This is a genomic window from Massilicoli timonensis (assembly GCF_900199515.1).
In the GTDB taxonomy this organism is placed as follows: Bacteria; Bacillota_I; Bacilli_A; order Erysipelotrichales; family Erysipelotrichaceae; genus Massilicoli; species Massilicoli timonensis.
Genome location: NZ_LT963434.1, coordinates 150077 through 174893 on the forward strand (window position 1 = coordinate 150077; position 24817 = coordinate 174893).

Annotated in this window: 22 protein-coding genes and 1 other annotated feature; of the genes, 15 read left to right on the forward strand and 7 right to left on the reverse strand. The window is 45.3% G+C overall.

The annotated features are described in order from the left end of the window. Positions 1-3 precede the first annotated feature (3 nt). Positions 4-357: a 30S ribosome-binding factor RbfA gene (gene rbfA / locus C1712_RS02725; protein WP_102266586.1), complete on the forward strand. Its 354-nt coding sequence runs from the start codon at positions 4-6 to the stop codon at positions 355-357. Positions 358-422: 65 nt separating this feature from the next. On the opposite strand, the gene C1712_RS02730 is transcribed toward rbfA, so the two are convergent. From C1712_RS02730 to plsY, 3 genes are all read right to left on the reverse strand, one after another. After that, positions 423-2810 (reverse strand): HAD-IC family P-type ATPase, encoded by a 2388-nt coding sequence (locus tag C1712_RS02730; protein WP_102266588.1) that lies wholly within the window; start codon positions 2808-2810, stop codon positions 423-425. A gap of 79 nt (positions 2811-2889) precedes the next feature. Next, entirely contained in the window at positions 2890-3510 is a 621-nt protein-coding gene (locus C1712_RS02735) for a YczE/YyaS/YitT family protein (RefSeq protein ID WP_102266589.1), read from the reverse strand. Further along, positions 3501-4109: a glycerol-3-phosphate 1-O-acyltransferase PlsY gene (gene plsY / locus C1712_RS02740; RefSeq protein WP_102266591.1), complete on the reverse strand. Its 609-nt coding sequence runs from the start codon at positions 4107-4109 to the stop codon at positions 3501-3503. The genes C1712_RS02735 and plsY overlap by 10 nt, the downstream gene beginning before the upstream one ends. 230 nt (positions 4110-4339) lie before the next feature. On the opposite strand from plsY, the gene parE reads away from it, so the two are divergent. The 3 genes from parE (at position 4340) to C1712_RS02755 (ending at position 10767) form a co-directional block, all read left to right on the forward strand. After that, entirely contained in the window at positions 4340-6271 is a 1932-nt protein-coding gene (gene parE, locus C1712_RS02745) for a DNA topoisomerase IV subunit B (RefSeq protein WP_102266593.1), read from the forward strand. Next, complete coding sequence (parC, locus tag C1712_RS02750) at positions 6271-8751, forward strand: DNA topoisomerase IV subunit A (protein ID WP_102266595.1); 2481 nt, start codon at positions 6271-6273, stop codon at positions 8749-8751. Before parE ends, parC begins: the two co-directional genes overlap by 1 nt. Positions 8752-8892: 141 nt before the next feature. After that, positions 8893-10767 carry a serine hydrolase domain-containing protein gene (locus tag C1712_RS02755; RefSeq protein WP_180963048.1) on the forward strand — a complete coding sequence of 625 codons (1875 nt, stop codon included), beginning with the start codon at positions 8893-8895 and terminating at the stop codon, positions 10765-10767. A 52-nt stretch (positions 10768-10819) separates the two neighbouring features. On the opposite strand, the gene C1712_RS02760 is transcribed toward C1712_RS02755, so the two are convergent. Further along, a complete protein-coding gene (locus tag C1712_RS02760; protein WP_102269713.1) occupies positions 10820-12199 on the reverse strand; it encodes an ISNCY family transposase in 1380 nt (459 codons plus the stop codon). A gap of 189 nt (positions 12200-12388) precedes the next feature. Beyond that, positions 12389-12463 (forward strand) — a sequence feature (ribosomal protein L21 leader region). A gap of 15 nt (positions 12464-12478) precedes the next feature. On the opposite strand from C1712_RS02760, the gene rplU reads away from it, so the two are divergent. From rplU to C1712_RS02785, 5 genes are all read left to right on the forward strand, one after another. After that, positions 12479-12790: a 50S ribosomal protein L21 gene (gene rplU, locus C1712_RS02765; RefSeq protein WP_102266599.1), complete on the forward strand. Its 312-nt coding sequence runs from the start codon at positions 12479-12481 to the stop codon at positions 12788-12790. Position 12791: 1 nt separating this feature from the next. Next, positions 12792-13106: a ribosomal-processing cysteine protease Prp gene (locus C1712_RS02770; protein WP_102266601.1), complete on the forward strand. Its 315-nt coding sequence runs from the start codon at positions 12792-12794 to the stop codon at positions 13104-13106. Between the two features lie 4 nt (positions 13107-13110). Then, positions 13111-13398, forward strand: coding sequence for a 50S ribosomal protein L27 (gene rpmA / locus C1712_RS02775; protein ID WP_102266602.1), 288 nt, complete (start codon positions 13111-13113; stop codon positions 13396-13398). A gap of 58 nt (positions 13399-13456) precedes the next feature. Continuing rightward, complete coding sequence (gene obgE / locus C1712_RS02780; RefSeq protein ID WP_102266604.1) at positions 13457-14740, forward strand: GTPase ObgE; 1284 nt, start codon at positions 13457-13459, stop codon at positions 14738-14740. 111 nt (positions 14741-14851) lie between these two features. Beyond that, complete coding sequence (locus tag C1712_RS02785) at positions 14852-15604, forward strand: exodeoxyribonuclease III (protein WP_102269715.1); 753 nt, start codon at positions 14852-14854, stop codon at positions 15602-15604. Positions 15605-16049: 445 nt separating this feature from the next. Here the strand turns inward: C1712_RS02785 and C1712_RS02790 are convergent, their stop codons facing one another. After that, entirely contained in the window at positions 16050-16508 is a 459-nt protein-coding gene (locus tag C1712_RS02790; RefSeq protein WP_102266606.1) for a VOC family protein, read from the reverse strand. A 369-nt stretch (positions 16509-16877) separates the two neighbouring features. On the opposite strand from C1712_RS02790, the gene ruvA reads away from it, so the two are divergent. The 3 genes from ruvA to C1712_RS02805 are packed head-to-tail and all read left to right on the forward strand — an operon-like array spanning position 16878 to position 19767. Further along, complete coding sequence (gene ruvA / locus C1712_RS02795) at positions 16878-17462, forward strand: Holliday junction branch migration protein RuvA (RefSeq protein WP_102266608.1); 585 nt, start codon at positions 16878-16880, stop codon at positions 17460-17462. Between the two features lie 2 nt (positions 17463-17464). Next, the gene (gene ruvB, locus C1712_RS02800; protein WP_102266610.1) at positions 17465-18478 is read left to right on the forward strand and encodes a Holliday junction branch migration DNA helicase RuvB; all 1014 of its coding nucleotides are present in this window, start codon (positions 17465-17467) and stop codon (positions 18476-18478) included. Then, positions 18475-19767: an L-cysteine desulfidase family protein gene (locus C1712_RS02805; RefSeq protein WP_102266612.1), complete on the forward strand. Its 1293-nt coding sequence runs from the start codon at positions 18475-18477 to the stop codon at positions 19765-19767. Before ruvB ends, C1712_RS02805 begins: the two co-directional genes overlap by 4 nt. Here the strand turns inward: C1712_RS02805 and C1712_RS02810 are convergent. Further along, positions 19750-20112, reverse strand: a complete 363-nt coding sequence (locus tag C1712_RS02810) for a hypothetical protein (protein ID WP_102266614.1) — start codon at positions 20110-20112, stop codon at positions 19750-19752. The two genes, C1712_RS02805 and C1712_RS02810, sit on opposite strands and share 18 nt — an antisense overlap. Positions 20113-20172: 60 nt before the next feature. Here C1712_RS02810 and C1712_RS02815 point away from each other — a divergent pair, with 60 nt between their 5' ends. Further along, entirely contained in the window at positions 20173-20856 is a 684-nt protein-coding gene (locus tag C1712_RS02815; protein WP_102266616.1) for a DUF421 domain-containing protein, read from the forward strand. Here the strand turns inward: C1712_RS02815 and C1712_RS02820 are convergent. Further along, a complete protein-coding gene (locus tag C1712_RS02820) occupies positions 20836-22158 on the reverse strand; it encodes an oligosaccharide flippase family protein (protein ID WP_102269717.1) in 1323 nt (440 codons plus the stop codon). The two genes, C1712_RS02815 and C1712_RS02820, sit on opposite strands and share 21 nt — an antisense overlap. A 64-nt stretch (positions 22159-22222) precedes the next feature. On the opposite strand from C1712_RS02820, the gene C1712_RS02825 reads away from it, so the two are divergent. Next, positions 22223-22510, forward strand: coding sequence for a post-transcriptional regulator (locus tag C1712_RS02825; RefSeq protein WP_102266618.1), 288 nt, complete (start codon positions 22223-22225; stop codon positions 22508-22510). After that, complete coding sequence (secD, locus tag C1712_RS02830; RefSeq protein WP_102266620.1) at positions 22511-24799, forward strand: protein translocase subunit SecD; 2289 nt, start codon at positions 22511-22513, stop codon at positions 24797-24799. The last annotated feature ends 18 nt before the right edge of the window (positions 24800-24817 follow it).

The window sequence follows — 24817 nt, forward strand, 5'->3', positions numbered from 1 at the left end:
CAGATGAGCGTAAAAACTGAAAAAATTGCCGGCATCATCTTAAAAAATGTTTCAGAGATCATTCAGTTTCAATTAAAGGACCCCAAGATCGGTTTTGTGACGATTACCGATGTAGAAGTAACCAATGATCTTTCGATCGCCAAGATCTATGTTTCTTTTCTCGGTAAACAGGAGCGCAATGATGCGGGACTGGCGGCATTAGAAAGAAGCAAAGGCTTTATTCGCAGTGAATTGGCAAAGCGGATGAAGCTGCGCAAAGTGCCGAGCTTAACTTTTATTCAAGATCGCTCTTTGGCAAAAGGAAATCGGATCGAATCGATCATTGCTTCTTTCCATGACAAAGATAAAAAAGACTGACATGAAGTCGGTCTTTTTTTGTTGCTTTGTGACAGATGCTTTCTTTTTATTGTTTGGAAAGTAGTTTAGTCTTTTGCATCTTCTTTTTTCATCATCGTTTCTACGATGTGCTTTGCTTTTTGCATACGGGACAATACGCTGCTGAGCAATGCCATATAAAAAGGGATCGTAAGCGTACCGCCCAATACAAATAATAAAGCGACGGTCGGCAGTTCTACTAGAGAAAACAAACCGGGAACAAGTACGACTGCTGCGATAAAACCGAAGCACATACTGAAAAACAGCAGTTTTCTGGTCCAGGTAAAAGGATTGCATACCCGCAATAATACGTTTAAGCCGCTCGCCCCGGTCAGCAGTACGACCATGGTAGAAGCGATTTCATCACGATAACCCAGAATCGAACAGATGATATTGACTGCGATCATATAAGTGATGACGCTCAATGCGCCCGGGAGCGCGCGTCCCAGTACGTTCATGATAAAATTGCCCTTGACCCGTTCATAATTAGGCTCCAGTGCCAAAAAGAAGGAAGGCACACCGATCGTCAGTGTAGAGATAAGCGTTAATTGGATCGGCATGAACGGGTAGCGTGTATCTAAGAATAAAACGAGTATTGACAAGATCGTGGAGAAAGTCGTTTTTACTAAGAATAAGGAAGCGGCGCGCTGAATGTTATTGATGACGCGGCGACCTTCTAATACGATCTGCGGCATATTCGCAAAGTTATTGTCGAGCAGTACCAAATTGGCGATATTTTTTGCTGCATCGCTGCCGCTGGCAACGGCGATCGAGCAGTCAGCTTCCTTTAATGCGATGGCGTCATTGACGCCATCGCCGCTCATAGCGACCGTATGCCCCTGTTCTTTTAATAAACGGACCATCAACTGCTTTTGTTTTGGCGATACGCGTCCGAATACCGCATATTTTTTTACCGCATCGCTTAGCTGGTCATCACTTAATGTGGATGCGTCCACATAGGCATCGCAGTGCAGTACGCCGGCCTTTTGGGCAATGGCATGGACCGTTGCCGGATGGTCGCCGGAAATGATCTTGATATCAACGCCCTGTTTTTCAAAATACAGCAGCGTTTCACTTGCTTCTGCGCGAATCGGGTCACTGAGCAATAAATAGGCGAGCAGTTCCAGATCATGCGGCGGTTTGTCTTCTTCGATGCTTTCTTGGCAGTGCGCCAATACGATGACCCGAATCCCTTGCTTTGCATACTGTTCCAGCTGTTTTATGACTGCCGGATCTTTCTGTGCAAACAGAAATTCATAGGCGCCGATATAATAAGTGCCGTATTCCTGAAAGGTAACACCGCTGTATTTGCGAACGCTGGAGAAAGGAAGCAGTACCTCGGATTTCCAATCGCTCTCACATCCCGCATATTGCTTTAACGCCTGAGCGGTCGCATTGTCATCTTGCAGCGCATGATTGCATGCGGCCAGGATCGTTTTGATCGGCAGATCGTTTGATAACGTGATCACATCTTCCACCTGCATCATGCCTTTGGTGATCGTACCGGTCTTATCAAGGCAAAGCGTATCGACACGAGCGAGCGTTTCAATGCAGTATAATTCCTGCACTAAGGTCTTACGCTTTGCTAAATTGATGGAGCCGACCGCAAGTGCTACGGAAGTCAAAAGCACCAACCCCTCCGGGATCATGCCGACAAGTGCCGCAACCGTGGAAACGACAGATTCTGTAAAACTGTAAGAGGCGATCCAGTAATGCTTGAGAAAAAGCAGAACACCGAGGGGAATGATGATAAACCCGATCAGCTTCAAAATGACATTGATCGAGTCCCGCAGCTGCGACTTATGGCGCTTCAAGGTCTTTGCCTCTTTAATGATCTCATATATGTAATTGTGCTTGCCGACATGCGCCACTTGGGTAATGGCCTTGCCGCTGGTAACAAAACTACCCGAATAAAGCAGATCGCCGCAGCTTTTGATGATGACATCGCTTTCGCCGCTCAATAAGCTTTCATTTACTTCTAAGCGTCCTTCTTTGATGATCGCATCGCTGCAGATCTGATCACCGCTTTGCAGCACCATGATATCATCTAAGACGACTTCTTCAATGTCGATTTCCTGTTGTACGCCATCTCGGATCACGGTTGCGCTTGGCGCAGCCATCAAAGACAGGCGATCCAGCACCCTTTTTGCCCGAATCTCTTGAAAGATACCGATGGCGATATTGCTGATGATGACACCGAGAAACAAAAGATTTTTGTAGGACTGCACAAAAATGATCGCAGCGGCCAAGATCGCATTGATAAAATTGAACAGGGTAAAGACATTGTCTTTGATGATCTGCTGATAAGACTTCGTCGTCTGCTTCAACTGTTCATTGTAGAGATGTGCCTGCATGCGCTCTGCGACCTGTTTTTTATTTAATCCGTTTCGCAGATTGACCTGTACGCGCGTTTCCTTTTGCTTTTCCACTGTCATCACCAATTCCTTGTCCTTATTATAGCAATTTTTTTGCTTCTGTACCTTACAAATTTTTCATCTTCAAAAAAACGTGCTTTTATGCACGTGAAAGACGCTGATAGAAATGTTCTGCGATCTGATAGAAAAAGTCGATGCAGGGCCCGAAGATCACGATCATCAAAAATGTACCGATGCCAACCGGTCCACCCAGTAAAAGCGCAAGCACAATACCGATCGCTTCCACCAATGTTTTGGCAAAGGTGATGGAAAGATGAAAATGCTCTTTGATGCACATCATCATATAGTCGGTGGGGTTAGGCGGTAATTTTGATACGAGATAAAATCCGGCACCAAGGGAAATAATGATCGTTCCGAGAATAAAAACAAGCGGTTTGAGCCAAGCTTCCTCAAATACAGCAAAGCGTAACAGATAGTTAAACAGATCGACGCCTGCACCGATGATCAGGGAAGTCGCCATACATTCGATACGATAGCGTTTTCGCTCGATCATACAGGCGACAAGCAGATAAACAAACGCCCAAATATTGAGCCAAGTGCCGACGCTTAAGCCGAAATGTCGCACGAGCGCGATATTGGTCGCATCCCAGCCGCCGCAGCCAAAATCGGCGATGATCGTAACCGATATGCCCAGCGCGATCAGGATCAAGCCGATGAGAAAAAAGAGGATCCGCTTTAACAGCTCACTTGTTACAGCCATGATACCTTATTTTCGGTGCCGTTTGCGATGCGGCCGATATTGGCACGATGGCGATAGATGATCAGTACCGTAAGCAGACAGGATGCGATCGTAATGGAAAGATTATCCTGTGCGATGGCGATATAAAGCGTGGATGTCAAAGATGCGAAGATGCTTGCCAGCGATACCATCTTGCCAAGATAGAGCACGATGAGAAATACGACCAGCGGTACGATCACAAATAAGCCATCGCGGAAAGTAAAGATCGAGGTGGACAGTAAAAAGCCAAACATCGTCGCAACGGCTTTACCGCCTTTGAAATTGGCAAACAGCGGATAGCAGTGTCCAAATGCGGCGGCCAGTCCGGCCCAGATGCTCGCTTCCTGATCAAATAAAGAACAAAGCGCCACCGCCAGCACGACCTTGCCGATGTCGATAGCGATCACGGCGATCGCCGCCTTTTTGCCCAGTACACGTCCGGCATTGGAACCGCCGAGATTGCCGCTGCCGTATTCACGAATATCCGTATGATAAAAAACCTTGCCGATGAATAACGCACCGGGAATCGATCCCAATAGATAGCCGATCACGACCCCATATAATAAATTGAGTTCACTCATAAAGACTCCTCCTTAAAACCTCATTTATTTTATCATTATTTAGAAAAATAAAAAAGACGCTCAATGAAAAAGGTTATGTTTTTATCTCATGGATACGAATCATTCACCTTTATGGAAAGTATGGAATTTTCTTGCGAAGCAGTTTGAATTTTGATAAAATATCTTGAGATTGTGCATGCGTTTGTAAAAAGCGAAGCGATTTTGAAAAAAGAAGGAAAAGAGCGTGAAATATGGAAAAGCAGACATATGATGCAAGCAGCATTCAGATATTAGATGGGTTAGAGGCGGTCAGAAAACGTCCGGGCATGTATATCGGCAGTACGGATGGCAGAGGGCTGCATCACCTCGTTTGGGAAATCGTGGATAATGCGATCGATGAGGCGCTGAACGGATATGGCGATACGATTCGTATTACCTTGGAAGAAGACAGTGTGATCTGTGTGGAAGATGAAGGACGGGGAATGCCGGTTGGCAAGCATGCCAGCGGTGTTTCTACCTTGGAAGTGATCTTTACGGTGCTGCATGCGGGCGGCAAGTTCAGCAGCGAAGGCGGATATAAGACATCAGGCGGTCTGCACGGTGTCGGTGCGAGCGTCGTCAATGCGCTTTCCCGTTGGGTAGAGGTCAGTGTTTATGATGGGGCAAATGCATATTTTATGCGTTTTGAGGACGGCGGCAAGAAAGTCGGCAAGCTGGAAAAGCTTGGCAAAACGCATAAACGCGGCAGTAAAGTGCGTTTTCGGGCAGATGATCGCATCTTTTCGACCTTAAAATATTCATTTACCTCGATCTGTGAACGGGCACGGGAAGATGCGTTTTTAATGAAAGGACTGCGCTTGATCGTAACCGACTGCCGTAAAAAAGAGGATGTCCGTGTAGAGGAATATCATTATGAAAACGGCTTAGAGGCCTTTATGGAATATTTGCATGAAGATAAGCAGGTGTTCCATAAACCGGTGTCTTTTCAGGGAACGGTCGGTGAGATCAAGGTCGAGTGCTGCTTCCAGTATTGCGACGACTATCAGGAAAACATGTTTTCCTTTGTCAATATGGTGCGCACCAAGGATGGCGGTACACATGAAGTCGGTGCAAGAAGCGCTTTTACGAAGATCTTTAATGAATATGCTCGAAAATATGCACTGTTAAAGGAAAAGGACAAGAATTTTGAAGGAAGCGATGTACGGGAAGGCTTAACGATGATCGTTTCTTTGGGCATACCGGAAAATCTGTTGCAGTTTGAAGGACAGACAAAGGGGAAACTCGGTACGCCGGAAGCCAAATCTGCCGTCGAATCGATCGTCAGTGAACAGTTGAGTTTTTATTTAGAGGAAAACAAGGAACTGGCAAGCGCTCTGGTAAAGAAAATGGTGCGTGCTTCCTCAGCCAGAGAAGCGGCGCGAAAAGCCAGGGAAGATGCCCGCAAAGGGAAAAACAAAGGAAAAAGCGAAAAGGTACTGTCCGGGAAATTGGCGGCAGCACAGTCGAAAGACGCACGTTTGAAGGAACTGTATCTGGTCGAAGGAGATTCGGCAGGGGGCAGTGCCAAACAGGGGCGTGATTCCCGCTATCAGGCGATCCTGCCGCTGCGTGGGAAAGTGCTGAATACGGAAAAGGCAAGCATCGCTTCGATTGAAAAAAACGAAGAGCTCAATACGATCATTCATGCTTTGGGAGCAGGGGTCGGCGCCAGTTTTCGGGCAGAGGACGCCAACTATCAAAAAGTGATCATCATGACCGATGCCGATACCGACGGCGCTCATATCCAGTGTCTGCTTTTGACCTTCTTTTATCGCTATATGCGCGAACTATTAGAAAAGGGCATGGTGTATATCGCCCTGCCGCCGTTGTTTAAGCTGGAAAAAAATAAAAATATCGCCTATGCCTGGACAGAAGAGGAATTAGAGGCGATGCGAGCGACGCACAAAGGATACAGCTTGCAGCGTTATAAAGGTCTGGGTGAAATGAATGCCTCACAGTTGTGGGAAACGACGATGGATCCATCGACCCGCACCCTGATTCAGGTCAGTATCGACGATGCGATCATGGCGGAGATGCGCGTCAATACGCTGATGGGAGATAAGCCGGATGCCAGACGTAACTGGATCGAAGAAAATGTATCCTTTACGATGGAAGATTCCTTTACGGTGGAGGTGAAGCGATAATGGCAAAAAAACCGGAATTTGCAGATCATTCCAAGATCATCACGACGCCTTTAGAAGAAATCATGGGCGATCGTTTCGGCCGCTATTCTAAATATATCATCCAGGATCGTGCTTTGCCGGATGTGCGTGATGGGCTCAAACCGGTGCAGCGCAGGATCCTTTATGCCATGCAGATCGAAGGCAATACACATGAGCACAAATATCGAAAAAGCGCCAAGGCGGTCGGTATCATCATGGGTAATTTCCATCCGCATGGGGATGGGAGCATCTATGACGCGATGGTGCGCCTTTCGCAGGATTGGAAAAGCAGGATCCCTTTGATCGACATGCAGGGAAACAACGGTTCGATCGATGATGATCCGGCAGCCGCGATGCGTTATACGGAAGTCAGATTGGCGCCGATCGCACAGATGATGCTGCAGGATTATGACAAAGAAACGATCGCATGGGCACCGAATTTCGATGATACGGAAGTAGAACCGACGGTGCTGCCAGCTCGTTATCCGAATCTTTTGGTAAATGGGATCACCGGTATCGCTTCCGGTTATGCGACGAATATTCCGCCCCACAATTTAAGTGAAGCGATCGATGCGGCGATCTATCGGATCCAGTATCCAAACTGTTCGTTGGATGAATTGATGGAATATATACAAGGTCCTGATTTCCCGACCGGCGGCATCGTGCAGGGCTTAGCGGGCATCAGGGATGCGTTTGCAAGCGGAAAAGGCAAGATCATGATCCGTTCTAAGGTGGAGATCGTCCAAAGCAAGACGGCGCAGCAGCTGCTGATTACAGAAATTCCATATGAAGTAGTTAAGTCAAATATGGTAAAAAAGATCGATGCGATCCGTTTGTTGAAAAAGATCGACGGCATTACCGATGTCCGCGATGAATCAGATCGTAACGGTCTTAGGATCGTAGTCGATCTCAAAAAAGACGCCGATGCCAATTTCATTTTGCAATACCTTTATAAAAATACCGATTTACAAGTGTCCTACAATTACAATATCATCGCGATCGTCAATAAGCGACCGATGCAGATCGGCTTAGCCGCAATGCTGGATGCGTTTATCGACCATCGTCATGAAGTGATCTATAAGCGTTCGGTTTTTGAACTGAAGAAGAAAGAACAGCGCTGTCATATTCTGGAAGGACTGATCAAGGCGATCTCTATATTAGATGAGATCATTGCACTGATCCGCAGCGCCAAAGACAAAGCCGATTCCAAAAACAAGATCATCGATCGCTTTCATTTCAGCGACGCGCAGGCGGAAGCAATCGTTACGATGCGCTTATACCGTCTGTCTAATACCGATGTGACCCTGCTAAAGGAAGAATATGCGAGATTGCTGAATGAGATCGAGGAACTGCATGACATCATTGAGAATCCGAAGATCTTAAAGAAAGTTATGATCGATGAGTTAAAGGAAGTAAAAAAACAATTCGGCGTACCGCGTTTGACGAAGATCGAACAGGAAATCGAAGAGATCGTCATTGATAAAATGGCGATGATCGCCAATGAACAGGTCATGGTGTCGATTACCCGCGACGGCTATCTGAAAAAGGTTTCGATGCGTTCCTTTGGCGCGAGCGAAGGATTGCCGGGCATGAAGGAAAGCGATCAGCTGATCGGCTATCGGGAAATGAATACCTTTGATCAGATCCTGTTTTTCACAAATAAGGGAACCTATGGCTATACGCCGGTGTATGAGATCGAAGATACGAAATGGAAAGAAGTCGGCAGTCATATCAGCTCGATCATGAAGCTGTCCTCACAGGAAAAAATCATCAGTGCTTATGCGCTGAAAGACTTTACTTCACATGCTTATGTCATTACGGTCAGCCGCAAAGGCATGATCAAAAAGTCACTGTTGAAAGAGTTTGCGGTTTCCCGCAGCAATAAAACTTTTACCGCCATGAGCTTAAGCGGTGATGATGAAGTGGTGGCTGCTTTTGTGGCATATGAAAAAGAGGAAGTGATGATCCTTTCGCAAAACGGCTATATGGTGCGTTATCCGCTCTCATTGATCCCGCTAACCGCCTTGAAGGCAAAAGGGGTCAAAGCGATGAATTTAAGTGAAGACCACATTGTCGATGCAAATGCGGTTACCGAGCAGGATGTGTTTGTGATCGTGATCAATGATCAATATCAAAGCAAACGCATCAAGCTTTCCGATATTACGGTAACCGGACGTCCGGCGAAGGGCAATCTCATCTGTAAAAAGGTGAAGAGCAAGCCATTTGTTATGAGCGAGGCGATCGCCGTGCCAAGTCATGCACAGATTCATTTTGTCAAAGAACAGATGGAAACTTATGAAGTGACGGATTTCACTTTGATGAATAAAGACGCTACCTTCTCAGGCAGCGTAAAGGCACAGGATTATCGTTATCGCGGCATTGCGGAAATTCACTTTGCAACAGCGCCGCAGGAAACGCCGTCTCAGGATGTGCATGTGGAAAATCTGAATTTTGATTTATAGCGAATCATCTGATTCGCTTTTTGTGTTTGGACATAGGTTTTTGGTAGAAAAAGTGTTATGATTGTTTTGTGAAAAAGGGAGGTGTAGGGTTTATGATAGTTGCACGGAAGAAAGGAAAATCGTATGACAGCGGGTGTTTGTATGGAGAAATTAGATCAGATCTGTAAGAAATTTGAAGAAACGTATCAGGTGAAAGCGATGGCAGTCAGCATTCATCACCATGATCGATGTGTTTACACCTATCATGCCGGAGCAAAGGCAGATACGCTTTTTTCTGTCGGTTCGATTTCTAAGATCATGACCACGGTTGCGGTTTTGAAACTGGTTGAGCAGGGCAAGGTGGAGCTGGATGCGCCGGTTACGCGGTATCTCAAAGAGCTGCATATTCCCGATGAGCGAGCAGGAAAGCTATGTGTATCCATGCTTTTGGATCACAGCTGCGGCTTGGCCGGAAACTGTTACCAGGGGAAATATGGCAATGCCGTGAATCGCAGGCATTTACAGCAGTGCATCGCTTATGCCAATCAAGTGCGCTTAAAAGATACACCGGGGATGTGCAGTACGTATTGCAACGATGGCTTTTCTTTGGCGGAGGCATTGATCGAAGCAGTGAGCGGACAAACTTATGCACAGTTTATCACAGAGGAAATTTTACGGCCTTGTGAGATGAAGCATACCGATTTTCCGCTTCATTCTCTGCAAGAAGGCAAATTTTTGCATGCGGACAGCGGTTTTGATTTCGATTATCCGCAGGAATATGTAAATGGCATCGGCTCCGGCGGCATTTACAGCACGGCGGAAGATATTTGTCGTTTTTTTGATCATCTCATGCAAGGGAATCTGCTTCACCCTGCTACTTTGGCGCTTATGAATACCAAACATGCGGCAGATCACTGTGGCATCAGCGCTTACAGCGACGCGCGTTATGGGTTTGGCTGGGATGATGTCGAAAATCCGCTGTTTTGCCAGTATGGCTTAACGGCATGTGAAAAAAGCGGCGGCACGTTCGGCTTTTCTTCTCATTCCATTCTCTTGTTGAAGGAGCAGTTCAGCTGTGCGGTTACCCTCTGTACGCAGAAAGGCAGTCCGACCTTATTAAATGAGGAGCTGGCGTTGGCGTATTTAAGTGAGACGATGCCGCTAGTGAAACGGCCTGTTTCAAATAGCTTGCCAAAACCATGCGATATGCGAAAATGGGAAGGTGTATATGCCTATAACAAAGGGATCTTGCGGCTGCGCAAAGAAATGGATCACTATGTGCTGGAGCTAGATGAAAACGGTACTTGGGTAAGAGCGGAGAAGCTTCACACCGATCGATCGGGCGCACTTGTTTCAGAAAGCGGCAGTTTGCTTCGTCATCACGATGCACAGTTACGGCTCACTGCGGCAGATGCGCATGTTTATATGGTACTGGTAACGCCGCATCCATTAGATTCTGCGTTAAAGCGCCGCTTTGTTTATGCGGAGCAGTTAATACCAGGCGAAGCGAAAAAGACAAAATGGCTGCAGCTGGACGGACACCTTTATTTGCAGGACGATGAGTGGCTTTTCCAAAGAAAATTCGCCCATCAGCCGCTATTGATCCGCCCGCATCATTTAGAAGGCTATGGCGGATATCTATGCTTGACACATCCGCTTTGGGAACAAAACGAGCGGGAAGCGGTCAATACGCTGCGTTTTCCCGGCACCAATGCCGCTGAGATCGGCAATCTTTTATGGATCAATGAAAAAGAGCTGCAATATGGCATGTATCACTACCGGTGTGCAGATGCCTTGCCATTGCTGGAGGAAGGAGAATATCGTTTTCGAGACGCCAAGGTGCACTGGTATCGGATCACGGCTTCTTTCGAGCAGCTGACCTGCTATGGAAATGCGCGTATGATCTTGCTGGATGAAAAAGGGAACGTGCTTTTTGACAGCATTTATATGAATGGCATTCACGATGTTGAAACGGCTTGCTATGCGGGCATCATCATGGATGAAAAAGCAATGGTAAAAGTACAGCTTCAGGGGTAGATGATACGATAAAAAAGAATGTCAAGCGAAAATGAAAATGTCCCAAAAAAAGTCAAACATTAGCACCATTCATTCGGTGCTTTTGTTTTGCCACATAATTGAGATAAGAAGCATGTTTCCAAGGATGTGACATAGGCGGTATATAGTACTTTCTTTGTTTAGGTTTCTCATATTGTACATCAAAAGTTTTAGACAGTTCTTCATGTTCAGGAATTTCTACCATAACGAAAAGCTGATCAAGAATATTGACATATAAACTTCCTTCAAAGGATTCGATGACCATGGCTGTAGTACCTTTTTTCAAGTATGTCCTGATTCCATTTTTTGTAACAGGTATGTAATACTTGTTCTTATAGCGTATACAGTGACCGTTGTCTATTTTACGTGTACTCAATACAGCTAAGATTTGATTGATTTTTGTGTTCTCCGGTTGCTTTTCAAATACTGTTTTAGTATTATTTAAGGGTAGAGAGAACATGTCATTGAATTCTTTTATGTAGGAGTTTAAGAACTCGTTGGCTTCCTCTATGGTGGAAATACCTGCAAGTCTAAGTTCAATAGGTAAACGAGATTGCAGGGTTTGGTTCAAGCGTTCTACACGCCCTTTTGCTTGCGGAACGCTTGAACATTCTAATTCGATCCCTAATTGATGACAGGCATAAGAGAACTGTGTAAACGTGTCTTCTTCATCAGAAGATGCGTTTTTTCTTTTGTATTCAAAAACAGTACGACGATCTGTGAAGAACTTAGCGGGGATGCCATAAGCAGTGAGTATCTGGTAGGTAATTTGATAATAAGCATTTAATGTTTCCTGACGATCAAAATAAGCACCCACGATCATACCGGTGGCATCATCGATCGCTAAATGAAGATGGGAGATGGTATCACCAAACCAAAGGTGAGGAGAGGCATCCATCTGAATCAATTCACCAAAGTAAGCACAACGAGGACGGCGAGGATGAGCATCAGATCTATCTAAGCGTTCAAGTTTTTCCTCGATCTTAACCAGTTCTTTTTTAGAATTTGATCGTTTCTTATGCTCGCTCAAGATAGATTTCATTTTTTTGATCGTTTTCTTTCTTGCTTTAGGAGAAAGGATCCCTTCATCAAATAACCATTTCTTAATGGTAGAATCACTAACAGAAATATTCTCATTCTTCAAAAGGAGTTCAGAAAAATGAGTAAAATTGGCATCATGATATTTAGTACGATACAGATCGATCACTTTACGTCTTGTATCTTCAGGAATAGTGGTAGAAGGTTTCCTGTTTCTATTCTTATGGATAAAACCTTCTTTTCCTTCATTCTGATATAACAGAATCAAACGATTCACGGTACGGATCGTGCAATGCAATTTCAAAGCAGCGTTTTTCTTGTTTCCGTTGGTATCAACTAATTTTTTAATAATTTCATATTTATATTGTTCTTTCATTCTTAATACAACCTCTCTCATATTAACCTCTCTTTCACGAAAGGTTTATCATATATCACTTTTGGGACAAATTCAATTTCGTTTCATTAAGACATTATCATTTTCGATTCATACAGGGGTAGATGATACGATAAAAAAGAATTGACGAATCGTTTGCTTTATGGTAGTATATCTACGTTGTATGTCCTTTAAGGCTTACAACCGCTCTTAATAGGCAATAAGCATGAGCAATCATCACCTATTGTGGCGAGTCTAAAGAATCATAAAGGAGGTGCGCAAATGTACGCAATTATCGAAACTGGCGGAAAGCAGATCAAGGTGGAAGAAGGAAGTGTGATCTTCACTGAAAAACTGAACGCTGCTGAAGGAGAAACGGTCGTATTTGACAAAGTCGTTGCTTATTCAAACCGTACGACACGTGTCGGTACACCTTATGTAAAGGGAGTAAAAGTAACTGCAAAAGTGGAAAAACAGGGAAAAGGCAAGAAAATTACGATCTTCCGTTACAACAGCAAACAGGGCAGTACCCGTCGCAAACAGGGACACCGTCAGCCTTATACGAAATTAGTTGTAGAATCAATCGAGGCTTAATATGATTGATGTTCGAATTGATCGCGATCATGAGGAAATCGTTTCCGTTTTGATTGCCGGTCATGCCGATTCCGGTACAGCGATGATCGATATGGTCTGTGCCGAAGTCAGCGCTATTTCAGTCGGTGTGCTGAATGCGATTGAAGAATTGTGTCCCTCTGCCTGTCAGATACAGATGGAGAGCGGATATGTTCACATTGAAGTGATCCAAAGCAGCGCGAAACTGCAGATCATTTTACAAACATTGGAAATTCAGCTGATGACGGTTGAATATACCAATCAAAACTATATAAAAGTAAGGAAAGCAGAGGTGTAGATCAATGTTTAAGTTCGTATTAGATAACCAGTTATTCGCTTCTAAAAAGGGTGTAGGTTCCACTAAGAACGGCCGTGATTCCGAATCAAAACGCCTTGGGGCAAAATTGGCTGACGGTCAGCATGCGAATGCAGGCGCCATCATTTATCGTCAGCGCGGTACGAAAATCCACCCAGGTAAAAACGTGGGTAGAGGCGGCGATGACACTTTGTTTGCAATGACAAGTGGCATCGTGAAATATGAGCGTTTAGGAAAAAACAGAAAACAGGTTTCTGTTTATCCTCAGGCATAATATTTCAAAAAAGTCCCCGTAAGGGGATTTTCTTTTAGAAAGAAAAGGAGGTGTGAAAGTGTTTATCGATCGAGTAAAACTGCACGTAAAAGCGGGAAAAGGCGGAGATGGCATGGTTGCTTTTCGCCGGGAAAAGTATGTGCCTTTGGGTGGACCGAGCGGAGGAGATGGAGGACGCGGCGGCAACGTCATCTTTGAAGCTGACAGCAATAAGACGACTTTATTAGATCTGCGTTATCAAAAACATGTGAACGCGCCTAACGGAGGGAACGGCAAGATCAAGAAGATGCACGGTGCCGATGGGGCGGATACGATCGTGAAAGTACCGCTCGGTACGATCGTAAAAGATGCGAGCACCAATCAGATCATAGCCGATCTTACGCACAATCATCAGCAGGCGATCATTGCGAACGCAGGCAAAGGCGGCCGTGGCAATTTCCGTTTCAGGACGTCAAAAAACACCGCACCGCGTTATAGCGAGCTAGGCGAACCGGGTGAGGAACGCGATGTGCAGGTGGAATTGAAGCTGCTTGCGGATGTCGGTTTGGTCGGCTTCCCATCGGTAGGAAAATCCACCTTGTTGTCAGTGGTATCAAAAGCAAAACCGGAAATTGCGGCCTATCATTTTACGACCATCGTTCCGAATTTAGGAATGGTACAGGTTCCAGATGGGCGCAGCTTCGTGATGGCCGATCTGCCGGGGCTCATTGCCGGTGCTGCGGCGGGAAAAGGCTTAGGACATGCGTTCCTGCGTCATATCGAGCGATGTCGGGTCATTGTGCATGTCATCGACATGGGCGCGCATGATGGACGCGATCCGTTAGAAGATTACCGTGTGATCAATGAAGAGCTGAGCGCATATGCTTATCGATTGATGGAACGTGAACAGATCGTCGTTGCCAATAAGATGGATTTAGAGGGCGCAGCGGAAAATTTGAAACGATTCAAAGCGGCTTACCCAGATCTTCGCGTATTTGAAACGACGACGATCATCGCTGAGGGAATGGAACCGTTGCTTTATGCCATTGCGGATGCGCTGGCACATGCGCCGATGTTCCCGCTGATCGATGAGGAAGAAGAAACGATGGAAGGTGTCGTTTATAAATTTGAAGAGGAAAAGCCGGCATTTGCGGTTCATAATTTAGGAAACGGCAGATGGCTGTTGGATGGAGAAGGAATTGAACGCGCCTTCAAAACAAGCAAGATCGATTCTGATGAAGATGCGATGCGCTTTGCCCGCAAACTGCGGATGATGAAAGTAGATGATGCGCTGCGAGAAGCCGGCTGCCAAGATGGCGATATCGTAACGCTTTGCAATGTAGAATTTACCTTTGTGGAATAAATGAACTGCTTTGATCTTTTATGGTCAAAGCTTTTTTTGTTAGGTAAAGCATTTCTTTCTATGAGCGCCTTATGTTACAATAGAAATGACGAAAAGGAGCATGAAAGAACAATGAAACTCATATCATGGAACGTAAACGGCATTCGTGCCTGTAAAAAGAAAGGCTTTGACGATTTTTTTCAAGAAATCGATGCGGATTTATTCTGCATTCAGGAAAGCAAGATGCAGGAAGGACAGGCTGATATCGACATGCCTGGCTATCATATGTATTTGCACAGCGCTTTGCGCAAAGGCTATTCCGGGGTAATCACCTATACGAAAGAAGCTCCCCTTTCCGTACAGAAAGGAATCGGCGATGAGCGCTTTGATGAGGAAGGACGTGCGCTTACTTTAGAATTTAAGGATTTTTATTCTGTGAATGTCTATGTACCAAACAGTCAGGAAAAACTGGTGCGCTTACCTTATCGCTTGTCATGGGAAGAATGCTTTTTGGCATACGTCAAAAAATTAGAACAGAAAAAACCGGTCATCATCTGCGGCGATATGAATGTTGCCAAGGAAGAGATCGACCTGAAAAATCCGAAAAGCAATCACTTGAATCCCGGTTTTTCCGATGCGGAGCGAGAAAAGATGCGTATTTTACAAAACAGCGGTTTCATTGATACGTATCGCTATTTTTATCCTGATAAAGAAAACGCTTATACTTGGTGGAGCTATCGCTTTCAATCAAGAATGAAGGACATCGGCTGGCGCATCGACTATTTTTTGGTATCGCAGTGTTTGCGGGAACGTTTGGTGGATGCGATCATTCATAAGGAGGTAATGGGCAGCGATCACTGTCCGATCGAATTAGACATCAGCTAACAGAAGGAAACAACTATGATGAAACACGTAATCGAAGATGAGATATATCCAAGTCAAGCATATGTCGGATATGATAAGGATCGAGAAGATGCTTCTACTTTCATTACAGTGTCGGCAGTGCAAACGGTTTTATGAAATGACGATCAAGGAGAGAGGAAGCATTTGCGCTGTTTGTCTGAGCGAAATGGAGCGATCATTCATAAACACGCATGTCGCTTTTTTCGTTAGTCTGACTGCGTTTGCGCGGCGGTATTCTTAACTGTTTTGCGGGTAGTGGTTGTATGTTTTCAATGGCTCTATTATGCAATAGAAACCCATTTTGGGGGCAAAGGCATAAAATCCCGTCTTAGCGATTTTAACACTGAAAAAAAGCCTTGCAAGAATAGGCTTTTTTCAATTGCCTACTACGCAACGATACAAGGCGGTTTCAAAATAACAACTGGGTTTAACGCATACAGGCATGGACAAATTTCATAGGTACGCCCATGCGTTCTGCTACTTGTTCCGGGGTCATTCCACTATTTAAGAAGCGTTTGCATACTATTTTCATGTTCTCGCCAACTTCGATAATGTGTTGATCTGGGTCATAGAAACGAACAACACGCTGTCCCCATGCATGTTCAACAATAGGGTGGACATATTCAACATCACATTCTTTCAGCTTATCCGCAAATTCATCGAAATGATCTTCTTCAAAGTAAATTTCAAAGTTATTGCCACCGAAAGAAATGTCGCTTTTTCCGATAAAGTCTTTATATGTTTCAACTGTCTGCAAAGCCAAACCGCCCGTTAAAGTTTTATTTGCTCCAAAATCCATAATCACATGAAGCCCGAATACTTTTTTATAAAACGCAACTGATTTGTCTATATCTGTTACCACCAGCATAGGATTTTTCAATTTCATTTTCATTTCCTCCATGAGTTTCAATTTTTTTATCGTCTTTTAATATCGTCATTATATCACTTATCCGGTGTAATCGCAATTTCATATCACACCTCATCTTTGATTTCATCATCACGTCATAAACGTTCGTATAACCTGTGATTTTCTCGTATTCTGTTGCTGTTTGATTCGCTGCATCTCACTTTCTGCGATATTATTTTCTCTGTCCTTGATAGATCAGCCCTCTTGACTTCGTTTTTTTAGAGCGATGAAATAGGAACAGGTAAAATATTGCGTAAAATTTATGCAGCAAAGTCATGATTATTGTTAGGGGGATAGAGGAAAGTATGGTATAATGATTGTCGTTAGGAAGATGAGTTAGGTGATGACATGATAGCATTTATAAAAGGCGTTGTCTGCTCGATGCATGCGGACAGCGTGGTAATCGATCATCAGGGCATTGGATTTCGCATTTATACGCCGAATCCGCAGATGATCGGAATGGGAAAAGAAGTAACGCTTTATACTTATCAGCATGTACGGGAAGATGCGATCGTGCTGTTTGGCTTTTCCGATATGGAGGAGCATGATTTATTTTTGCGTTTGCTTTCCGTAAAAGGGGTCGGTCCTAAAAGTGCGCTGGCAATCTTAGGCGCATGTTCTTTGCATCAACTGATCGCCGCGATCGAAGCGGGGGATACCGCCTTTTTGAAAAAACTACCGGGAATCGGTGCGAAGAGCGCTTCGCAGATCGTTTTAGATCTAAAAGGAAAGCTGGTGGAAACGGAAAGTGAAACAGCGCCGCAAGCGGGAAATCAAAATCTCAATGATGCGCTGGAGGCATTAAAGGCGCTTGGCTATAAGCCGGGCGAGATCAATGCGATCCAAAAAGAACTGGCGAAGGATCAAAATAAAAGCGTGGATGAATATGTAAGAACAGGTCTGGCATTGATGCTGAAACGAAAGGGTGTGTAAAGATGAATCGATTGGTTGACGGACATGCGGATCAGCGGGATGACGATGCATCTTTGCGTCCGCAGACATTAGCGGAATATATTGGACAAAAGGATCTGAAGGAAAATTTAGCGGTATTTATCGAAGCCGCTAAACAGCGGGAAGAGGCGCTGGATCATGTGCTGTTATATGGTCCTCCAGGTCTTGGAAAAACGACCTTATCTTACATTTTAGCGCATGAGATGGGAACCAACATCAAAACGGCAAGTGGGCCCTCAATCGAAAAAAGCGGTGATCTGGCGGCGATTCTTTCACAGCTGGAACCCGGCGATATTTTATTCATTGATGAGATCCATCGTTTGCCAAAACAGGTAGAAGAGGTACTGTATCCGGCAATGGAAGATTTCTGCATTGATATCGTTGTCGGCAAAGATGCGGCCGTGCGTTCGATCCGTCTGGATCTGCCGCCTTTTACACTGGTAGGGGCAACGACGCGGGCAGGGGATCTCAGTGCGCCGCTGCGTGATCGTTTCGGTATTGTCAATCAGTTGCAGTTTTATCATTTAGATGAATTGTGCAAGATCGTATCCCGAACTGCCAAAGTGATGGGCAATGAGATCGCGGAAGGTGCGGTTATGGAGATTGCCCGCCGTTCAAGAGGGACGCCGCGTATTGCCAATCGTTTGTTTCGTCGGGTGCGGGATTTTGCACAGGTGATGAATGACGGTGTGGTTTCTGAGGAAATCGCTACGATGGCGCTTGATCGCTTAAAGGTCGATCATATGGGCTTAGATGATGTCGATCATAAATATTTAAGAGGCATCATCGAACGCTTTAAGGGCGGTCCGGTCGGCATGGAGGCAATCGCCAGCAGCATTGGCGAAGAAGCGATGACTTTAGAAGATGTGTATGAGCCTTATTTGCTTCAGATCGGTTTTATCAATCGTACGCCGCGGGGACGTGTCGTTACCGCTAAAGCATATCAGCATTTGGGCATTGCTTATCAGGACGATTTGTTTGGAGGAAAGCTGCCATGAGGATCTCGGATGAAACCAAAAAACAGTATCAGCAGATCTTAAAAGAAGAACTGGTGGTTGCACTTGGCTGTACGGAGCCGATCGCCATCGCCTATGGAGCGGCGATTGCACGTGATGTGCTCGGAGTGCAGCCGCAGCGGATCAAAGTATGCTGCAGCGGCAATATCATCAAAAATGTGAAAAGCGTCATCGTACCCAATTCCGGTGGATTGAAAGGGGTCGAGGCGGCGGCGGTGCTGGGGGTCATCGGCGGCAATGCCGACAAATCTTTGGCGGTACTGGAAGATATAAACCAAGCGCAGATCGAAGCAGCGCATGCTTTATTAAAAAAACGCTATTGCCAAGTAGAACTGATGGAAAATATCCCCGGCCTGGATATTTTGATCCATCTGTATCATGAACAGGATCATGTGAGCGTACAGATCAAACAGACGCATACCAATGTGATCCGTATCGTAAAAAATCAGGAAATTTTATTGGATCGTCCTTGTGATGACAGCGATCTGAATGCGAGCTTAACGGATCGCAGCTGTTTGAATATCCGTGCTATTTATGAATTTGCATCGCATGCGGATCTATCGGCGGTCAAGCCGCTTTTAGAAGATCAGATCCATTATAATCTGGCAATCGCTGAAGAAGGGATCAAAAAAGGCTATGGCGCACAGGTAGGTCCCAGCCTGCTTGCCAAAGCAAGTGATAATTTTCATAAGGCGATCGCTTATGCGGCGGCCGGCAGCGATGCCCGCATGAGCGGCTGTACGATGGCCGTGGTCGCCAATTCGGGAAGCGGCAATCAGGGCATTACCGCCAGCGTTCCCGTTATCGTATATGCACAGGAAAACAATCTTTCTCATGAACGTTTATTGCAGGCGCTGGCCTTTTCCAATTTGGTTACGGTTCGCTTAAAGGCCGGTATCGGTCGTTTATCCGCTTACTGCGGTGTCGTCTGTGCGGCGTGCGGGGCAATGAGCGCGATCACCTATTTGCAAAACGGTACGATGAAACAGATCGAACACACGATCATCAATACGCTCGGCAGCATATCCGGCATGGTGTGCGACGGGGCGAAGCCATCCTGCGCCGCTAAGATCGCCAGTGCGCTGTACAGTGGTATGATCGCACAGAATCTGGCCATGTGCGGGCATGTATTTGAGCCAGATACCGGCATCATCCAGCAGGATATTGAAAAGACCATTGATGCGATCGGTGTACTGGGACGCATCGGTATGCGAGAGACCGATCACTGTATCTTAGATATGATGCTACATCCGCTAGATGGATCGATCTAGCGGTTTTTTCTTTGCTTTGGCAAGCAATGTGCCGATACAGAAGACGACTCCTTTGACCAACTGCCAGAGGTAGAAAATCGACCATCCTTTTATCATCCAGGAAAGTCCCAAAAATAAAAAAACAACTACTAATGCGCCGATAAATTCTTTTTTTGCTAAAGCACTCCCAAACAAGTGTCCCAATAAAAGAAAGAGCGGCAGCGCAAACAACTGGATCAACGCCGCATAGATCGAAAAAGATAAAAGCGATCTATGGTATAAATAAGCCGTTAATGCCGACACTAATACTGTTATCACAAACAGTGCGGCGAAACGGAGCAATGGATTCTTCAAAATGACATTCATCTCATTCACCTCACTCAAACATATGAAAAAAGCTTGAAAAATATGTATGGAGGAAAGGATATGGATTTTTATTTATCACTGATTGCAAAGTGTATCATGTGTTATTTGGTCATTGTGGTCGCACTGCGTGTCATGGGCAAGCGGGAAGTCGGCGAGCTTTCGATCTTCGATATCGTGATCTTTTTGTTAATGTCAGAGATTTTGGCGATTTCCATTGAAAATGACGGCAGTATTTTTCGTTCGCTCATTCCGATCGCAACCTTGGCGATCTTACAGATCGTTTTTTCACTCATTTCCTTAAAGAGCAAACGCATCCGTGATCTGATTGACGGTAAACCGGTCGTTTTGATCCACAATGGGCACATCTTTCAGGATCGAATGAAAAAAGAACGTTATACGATCGATGATATGATGACACAGGTTCGAGAAGCCCAGCTGACCACTCCTGAGGAAGTCGGATTCGCAGTACTGGAAAATAAAGGAACGCTGTCAGTCGTTGCCAAAAGCGACTGTAAAAGCAAACATCCTTTTCCGATCATCAGTGATGGCATCATCAACCAGTCAGCCTTGAAAGATTTGCATCAGGATGAGACATGGCTGCGGAAACAGATGTATAAAGAGGGCATCCGCGATATAGATGAGGTATTTATGGCAATGTATTTGAAAAGCGGCTGGTATGTGTTAAAAAAAGAGACGAAGTCAACCAACCGCCTGATGAAAGCATTATGCTTTTGGAAGAAATGAACCTTGTTCATGATGGAGGAACCGTCCAAACAGCCGAATTGCATGTAACAATGTCGTGAGGCACATACCGGCGCATAAACCGATGCTCAGCACATCTGCCTGAAAGAACGGAGAAAGAAAGCAAACACAGAACAAGCGCAGCAAAGATCCAAGGATCGTATCCCACATCGCCTGTCTGGAACAGGATAAAGCGTGCAGCAGGGAAGTGAGAGGAGGCTGCAAAGCGTATAGAATAAAGGGAATCGCCAGATGTTTCAGTGTTTTTGCCCCTAAGCTTTGATGATAAAATAACTGAAGCAGTTGTGATGGGAATAAGAAACAGATGATTGCACACCCACTGCCGATAAGCAAGCAAGTCCCCAGGATCATCACGCAAAGTTTTTTGGCATTTTGCGCATCATGGCGATAAAGCCGATACGTAAAAGCAGGCAAAAGCATATTGGATAACGTGATCGTTAAAAAAGAAGGCATCGTTAGCAATGGCAACAGATAGCCGTTTATGATACCATATGCTTCGATCATGGCGGCATGCATGCTTTCTTTGATGAGTGCAAGCATCAGCAGCGGTTCTAAAAAACTGGTAAAGGATCCGATGAAACGAGAAGATGTCATCGGAATGGAGATTTGGAGCACTTGATCATAGTGCTCTTTTTTCAGCGTGGGAACAGCATGTGGAAAGGCTTTTAAGGAAGAAAAAGATAGGTGCATGCAAAGCATCATGTAGATAGCGGAAGCAAATTCACCGATGCTGATGGAAAACATGGCCAAGGCTGCCATTTGATAGGGATCGAAGGTGTGTACCCGTTGAAAGGTAAACAGCAGAAAGGCGATGCGTGCTGCTTCTTCGATGATCTGTGAAGAGGTAGAAAGCAAATGGTGCCTTTTTCCTAACAGATAGCCTTTGCATAGCCCTGATAATGCCACTAATGGGATCAAAGGAAGGATCGCGTAGAGGATCTGATCGATTGCGGCATCATGAAACAGCAGGGTGGAAAGGAAAGGGATGAAGACGGCAAACAGCACAACGGTTGCCACAGTCGTAACGATGGTGAAAAGCAAAGCGGAAAACAGCGGTTTTTGATAACGATCGTTTTGTGCCATTACTTTGGAGATTGCGGCCGGTATTCCCATTTGCGCGATGGTGATCAGGATCAGCATCGTCGGCGATACCAATGAATAAAGGCTCATTGCCTCAGTGCTCATGCCTCTGGCCAATAAAATGCGTATAAAAAAGGAAGCGGCTTTGGCGATAACAGATAGTAGGATTAAAGTACAGGTCGATATAAATATTGTTTTTTTCACATTTTCACTCCACATTTCTCGCTTTTTCGATTATAATATTGTCTATGATGTTAAGGAGGGAATTATGAATTACGAAGATATTGTTCATAATCCACAGGTGAAGCTCGCCATTTCACTCAAGCATCTGCACTTGCAAAGAGAAGAGCTCGCTTCCCTTACTTATCAGCAGGTGGAAGCAACGATGCTTCACTATATTTGGAAATATAAGAAGCCTGCCTCGCTGCATCAGGCAGTTGATGATATTTTCGCATTACAGTTGGGTGAGATCGTCGGCTATCTGTCGAATCAGGCGATCGTGGTCGGCTCGCAGATGGAACTGGATGATTTTCAGGATTTAATAGGAGGACATTAGATGAAAAAGAGATCACGTTTTTATACGTTTTTGCTGAGCGTAATCGCTATTTTTGCGATCATTGCCGTTTTTGCGGACGATGTCAGCAAGCAGATGCGGCTCGGTTTGGATTTGCAGGGCGGTTTTGAAATCGTTTATGAGATCGAACCGCTGAAGGAGGGCGATGAACTGCCGGATATGAGTTCGGTAGCACAGGCCGTCAGCAAACGTATTGATATCTTAGGTGTAAATGAGCCGGATATTCAGGTGGAAGGCGATAACCGGATCCGGGTGCAGCTTGCCGGTGTAAATGACATTGAGCAGGCACGGACGGTCATTTCTTCTACGGCAAACTTATCTTTTCGCGATGTTGATGACAATTTGTTGATGGATGCGACCGTTTTGAAGAAAGGCGGCGCGGCGCTCAGCAGCGACAGTTTAGGAAAACCGGCGGTTTCTTTGAAGATCGCCGATCAAGATCTGTTTTATGAAGTAACAAGCGAGCTGGCGCAGAAATCATCCGGTGAAAATATGATCGTAACGTGGCTTGACTTTGTGGAGGGAGAAGACTCTTATGACGGTGAAAAGGTCAAGGAGAATCCAAAATACATTTCCGTTGCCGGCGTGAGCGAAGCGATTTCCGGTGATGCGATCATCAACGGTTCTTTTACGAAGGAAGAAGCAAAACAGCTGGCAGATCTGATCAATTCCGGTTCACTGCCGTTCCAGATGAAGGAGCTGTACTCAGAAGCGGTTACCGCAAGTTTTGGCGAACAGGCTTTTGAAACGACGATGTTTGCGGGCGGTATCGGCATTGCTTTGATCATGCTGTTTATGATCGTTTATTATCGCCTGCCGGGCCTGATCTCCGCGATTTCGATTGCGGCCTACGTCTTTGTGGTATTCTTTATCTATAACCTGATGGGCGGCGTCTTTACGCTTTCCGGTTTAGCGGCGCTGGTGCTTGGCGTTGGTATGGCAGTGGATTCCAGCATCATTACTTTTGAACGTATCAAGGATGCGCTGTACAGCGGTCGCAGCATCAAAAGCGCTTTTTATGAAGGAACTTCAAAATCCTTCTGGACGATCTTTGACTCACAGCTGACGACGTTTATCTCCGCTATTATTTTATTTGCGCTCGGCAGTGGTTCGGTAAAGGGATTTGCGACGATGTTGATCGTTTCGGTCGTGGCAACGATCACACTGATCGTCGGCATTGTACGTTTCCTGTTAGGACAGTTGGTAGAAAGCGGTATGCTGGATGGAAAACTCAGCTGGTTTGGCGTCAAGCAAGATCAGGTTGCCAATGTGGCAAAGGGGGAAGAACGATTCTATTTCGGCTTCTTCCATCGCTTTCAGTTTGTCAAGAATGCGAAATACTTTGTGGCAACATCTTTGGCGATCATCGTCATTGCGATTGGCTGTATGTTCTTTTCTATCGCACAGGGAAAAGGGCCGTTCCATTTGGGCATTGATTTCGTGAGCGGTACGAAAATAACCGTTCAAAGCGATCAGAAATTAAATGAATCGGACTTAAAAGCAGATCTTGCCCGTTTTGATATTGAGCCTAGTACGATTCAGATCAATGGCGAAAATAAAACAAGTGCCGAGATTTCCATTACCGATGTGATCGATTCTGAAACGATGCAGGAAGTGAAAGCTTATCTGAAAGATACATATGGCTATCCTGCCAGTGACAATGTCGTTACTCCGGTAATCGGCCGCGACTTGGTAAAATCGGCGGTTTTGATCTCGATACTTGCCTGGATCGGTATTTTGATCTATGTGTCATTCCGCTTTAAGTGGGACTATGCCATCAGCGGTATCGTGGCCTTATTACATGATGTGATCATCATCTTGGCTGCTTGTGCGATCCTGCGCTTGGAGGTCAATACGGAAATCGTAGCGGTACTGCTTACGATCGTCGGTTACTCCATCAATAACTCGATCGTCGTATTCGATCGGATCCGTGATTACATGAAAGGCGTAAAACCACATGAGATCACGAAGGAGCGCTTGATTAGCATTGTAAACAGTGCGCTTGGCGATACGGCGCTGCGTTCCTTGTTCTCTACGTTTACAACGATGCTTCCGGTCATCTGTCTGTTGTTTATGGGCAGCTCGGCAATCTTTAACTTTAACCTGCTGTTGATCGTTGGATTAGTTGCCGGCGGGGGTTCTTCGATGTTTATCGCGGCACAGCTTTGGTACTTTATCCGTTTACATCACAAACCAAAGCAAAAGAAGCGTAAAAAAGCGAAAAAATTAGATGAATTGACAGAGATGATCATTCCCGGCGTAAATGACTGAGAAATCTATATGCATGCA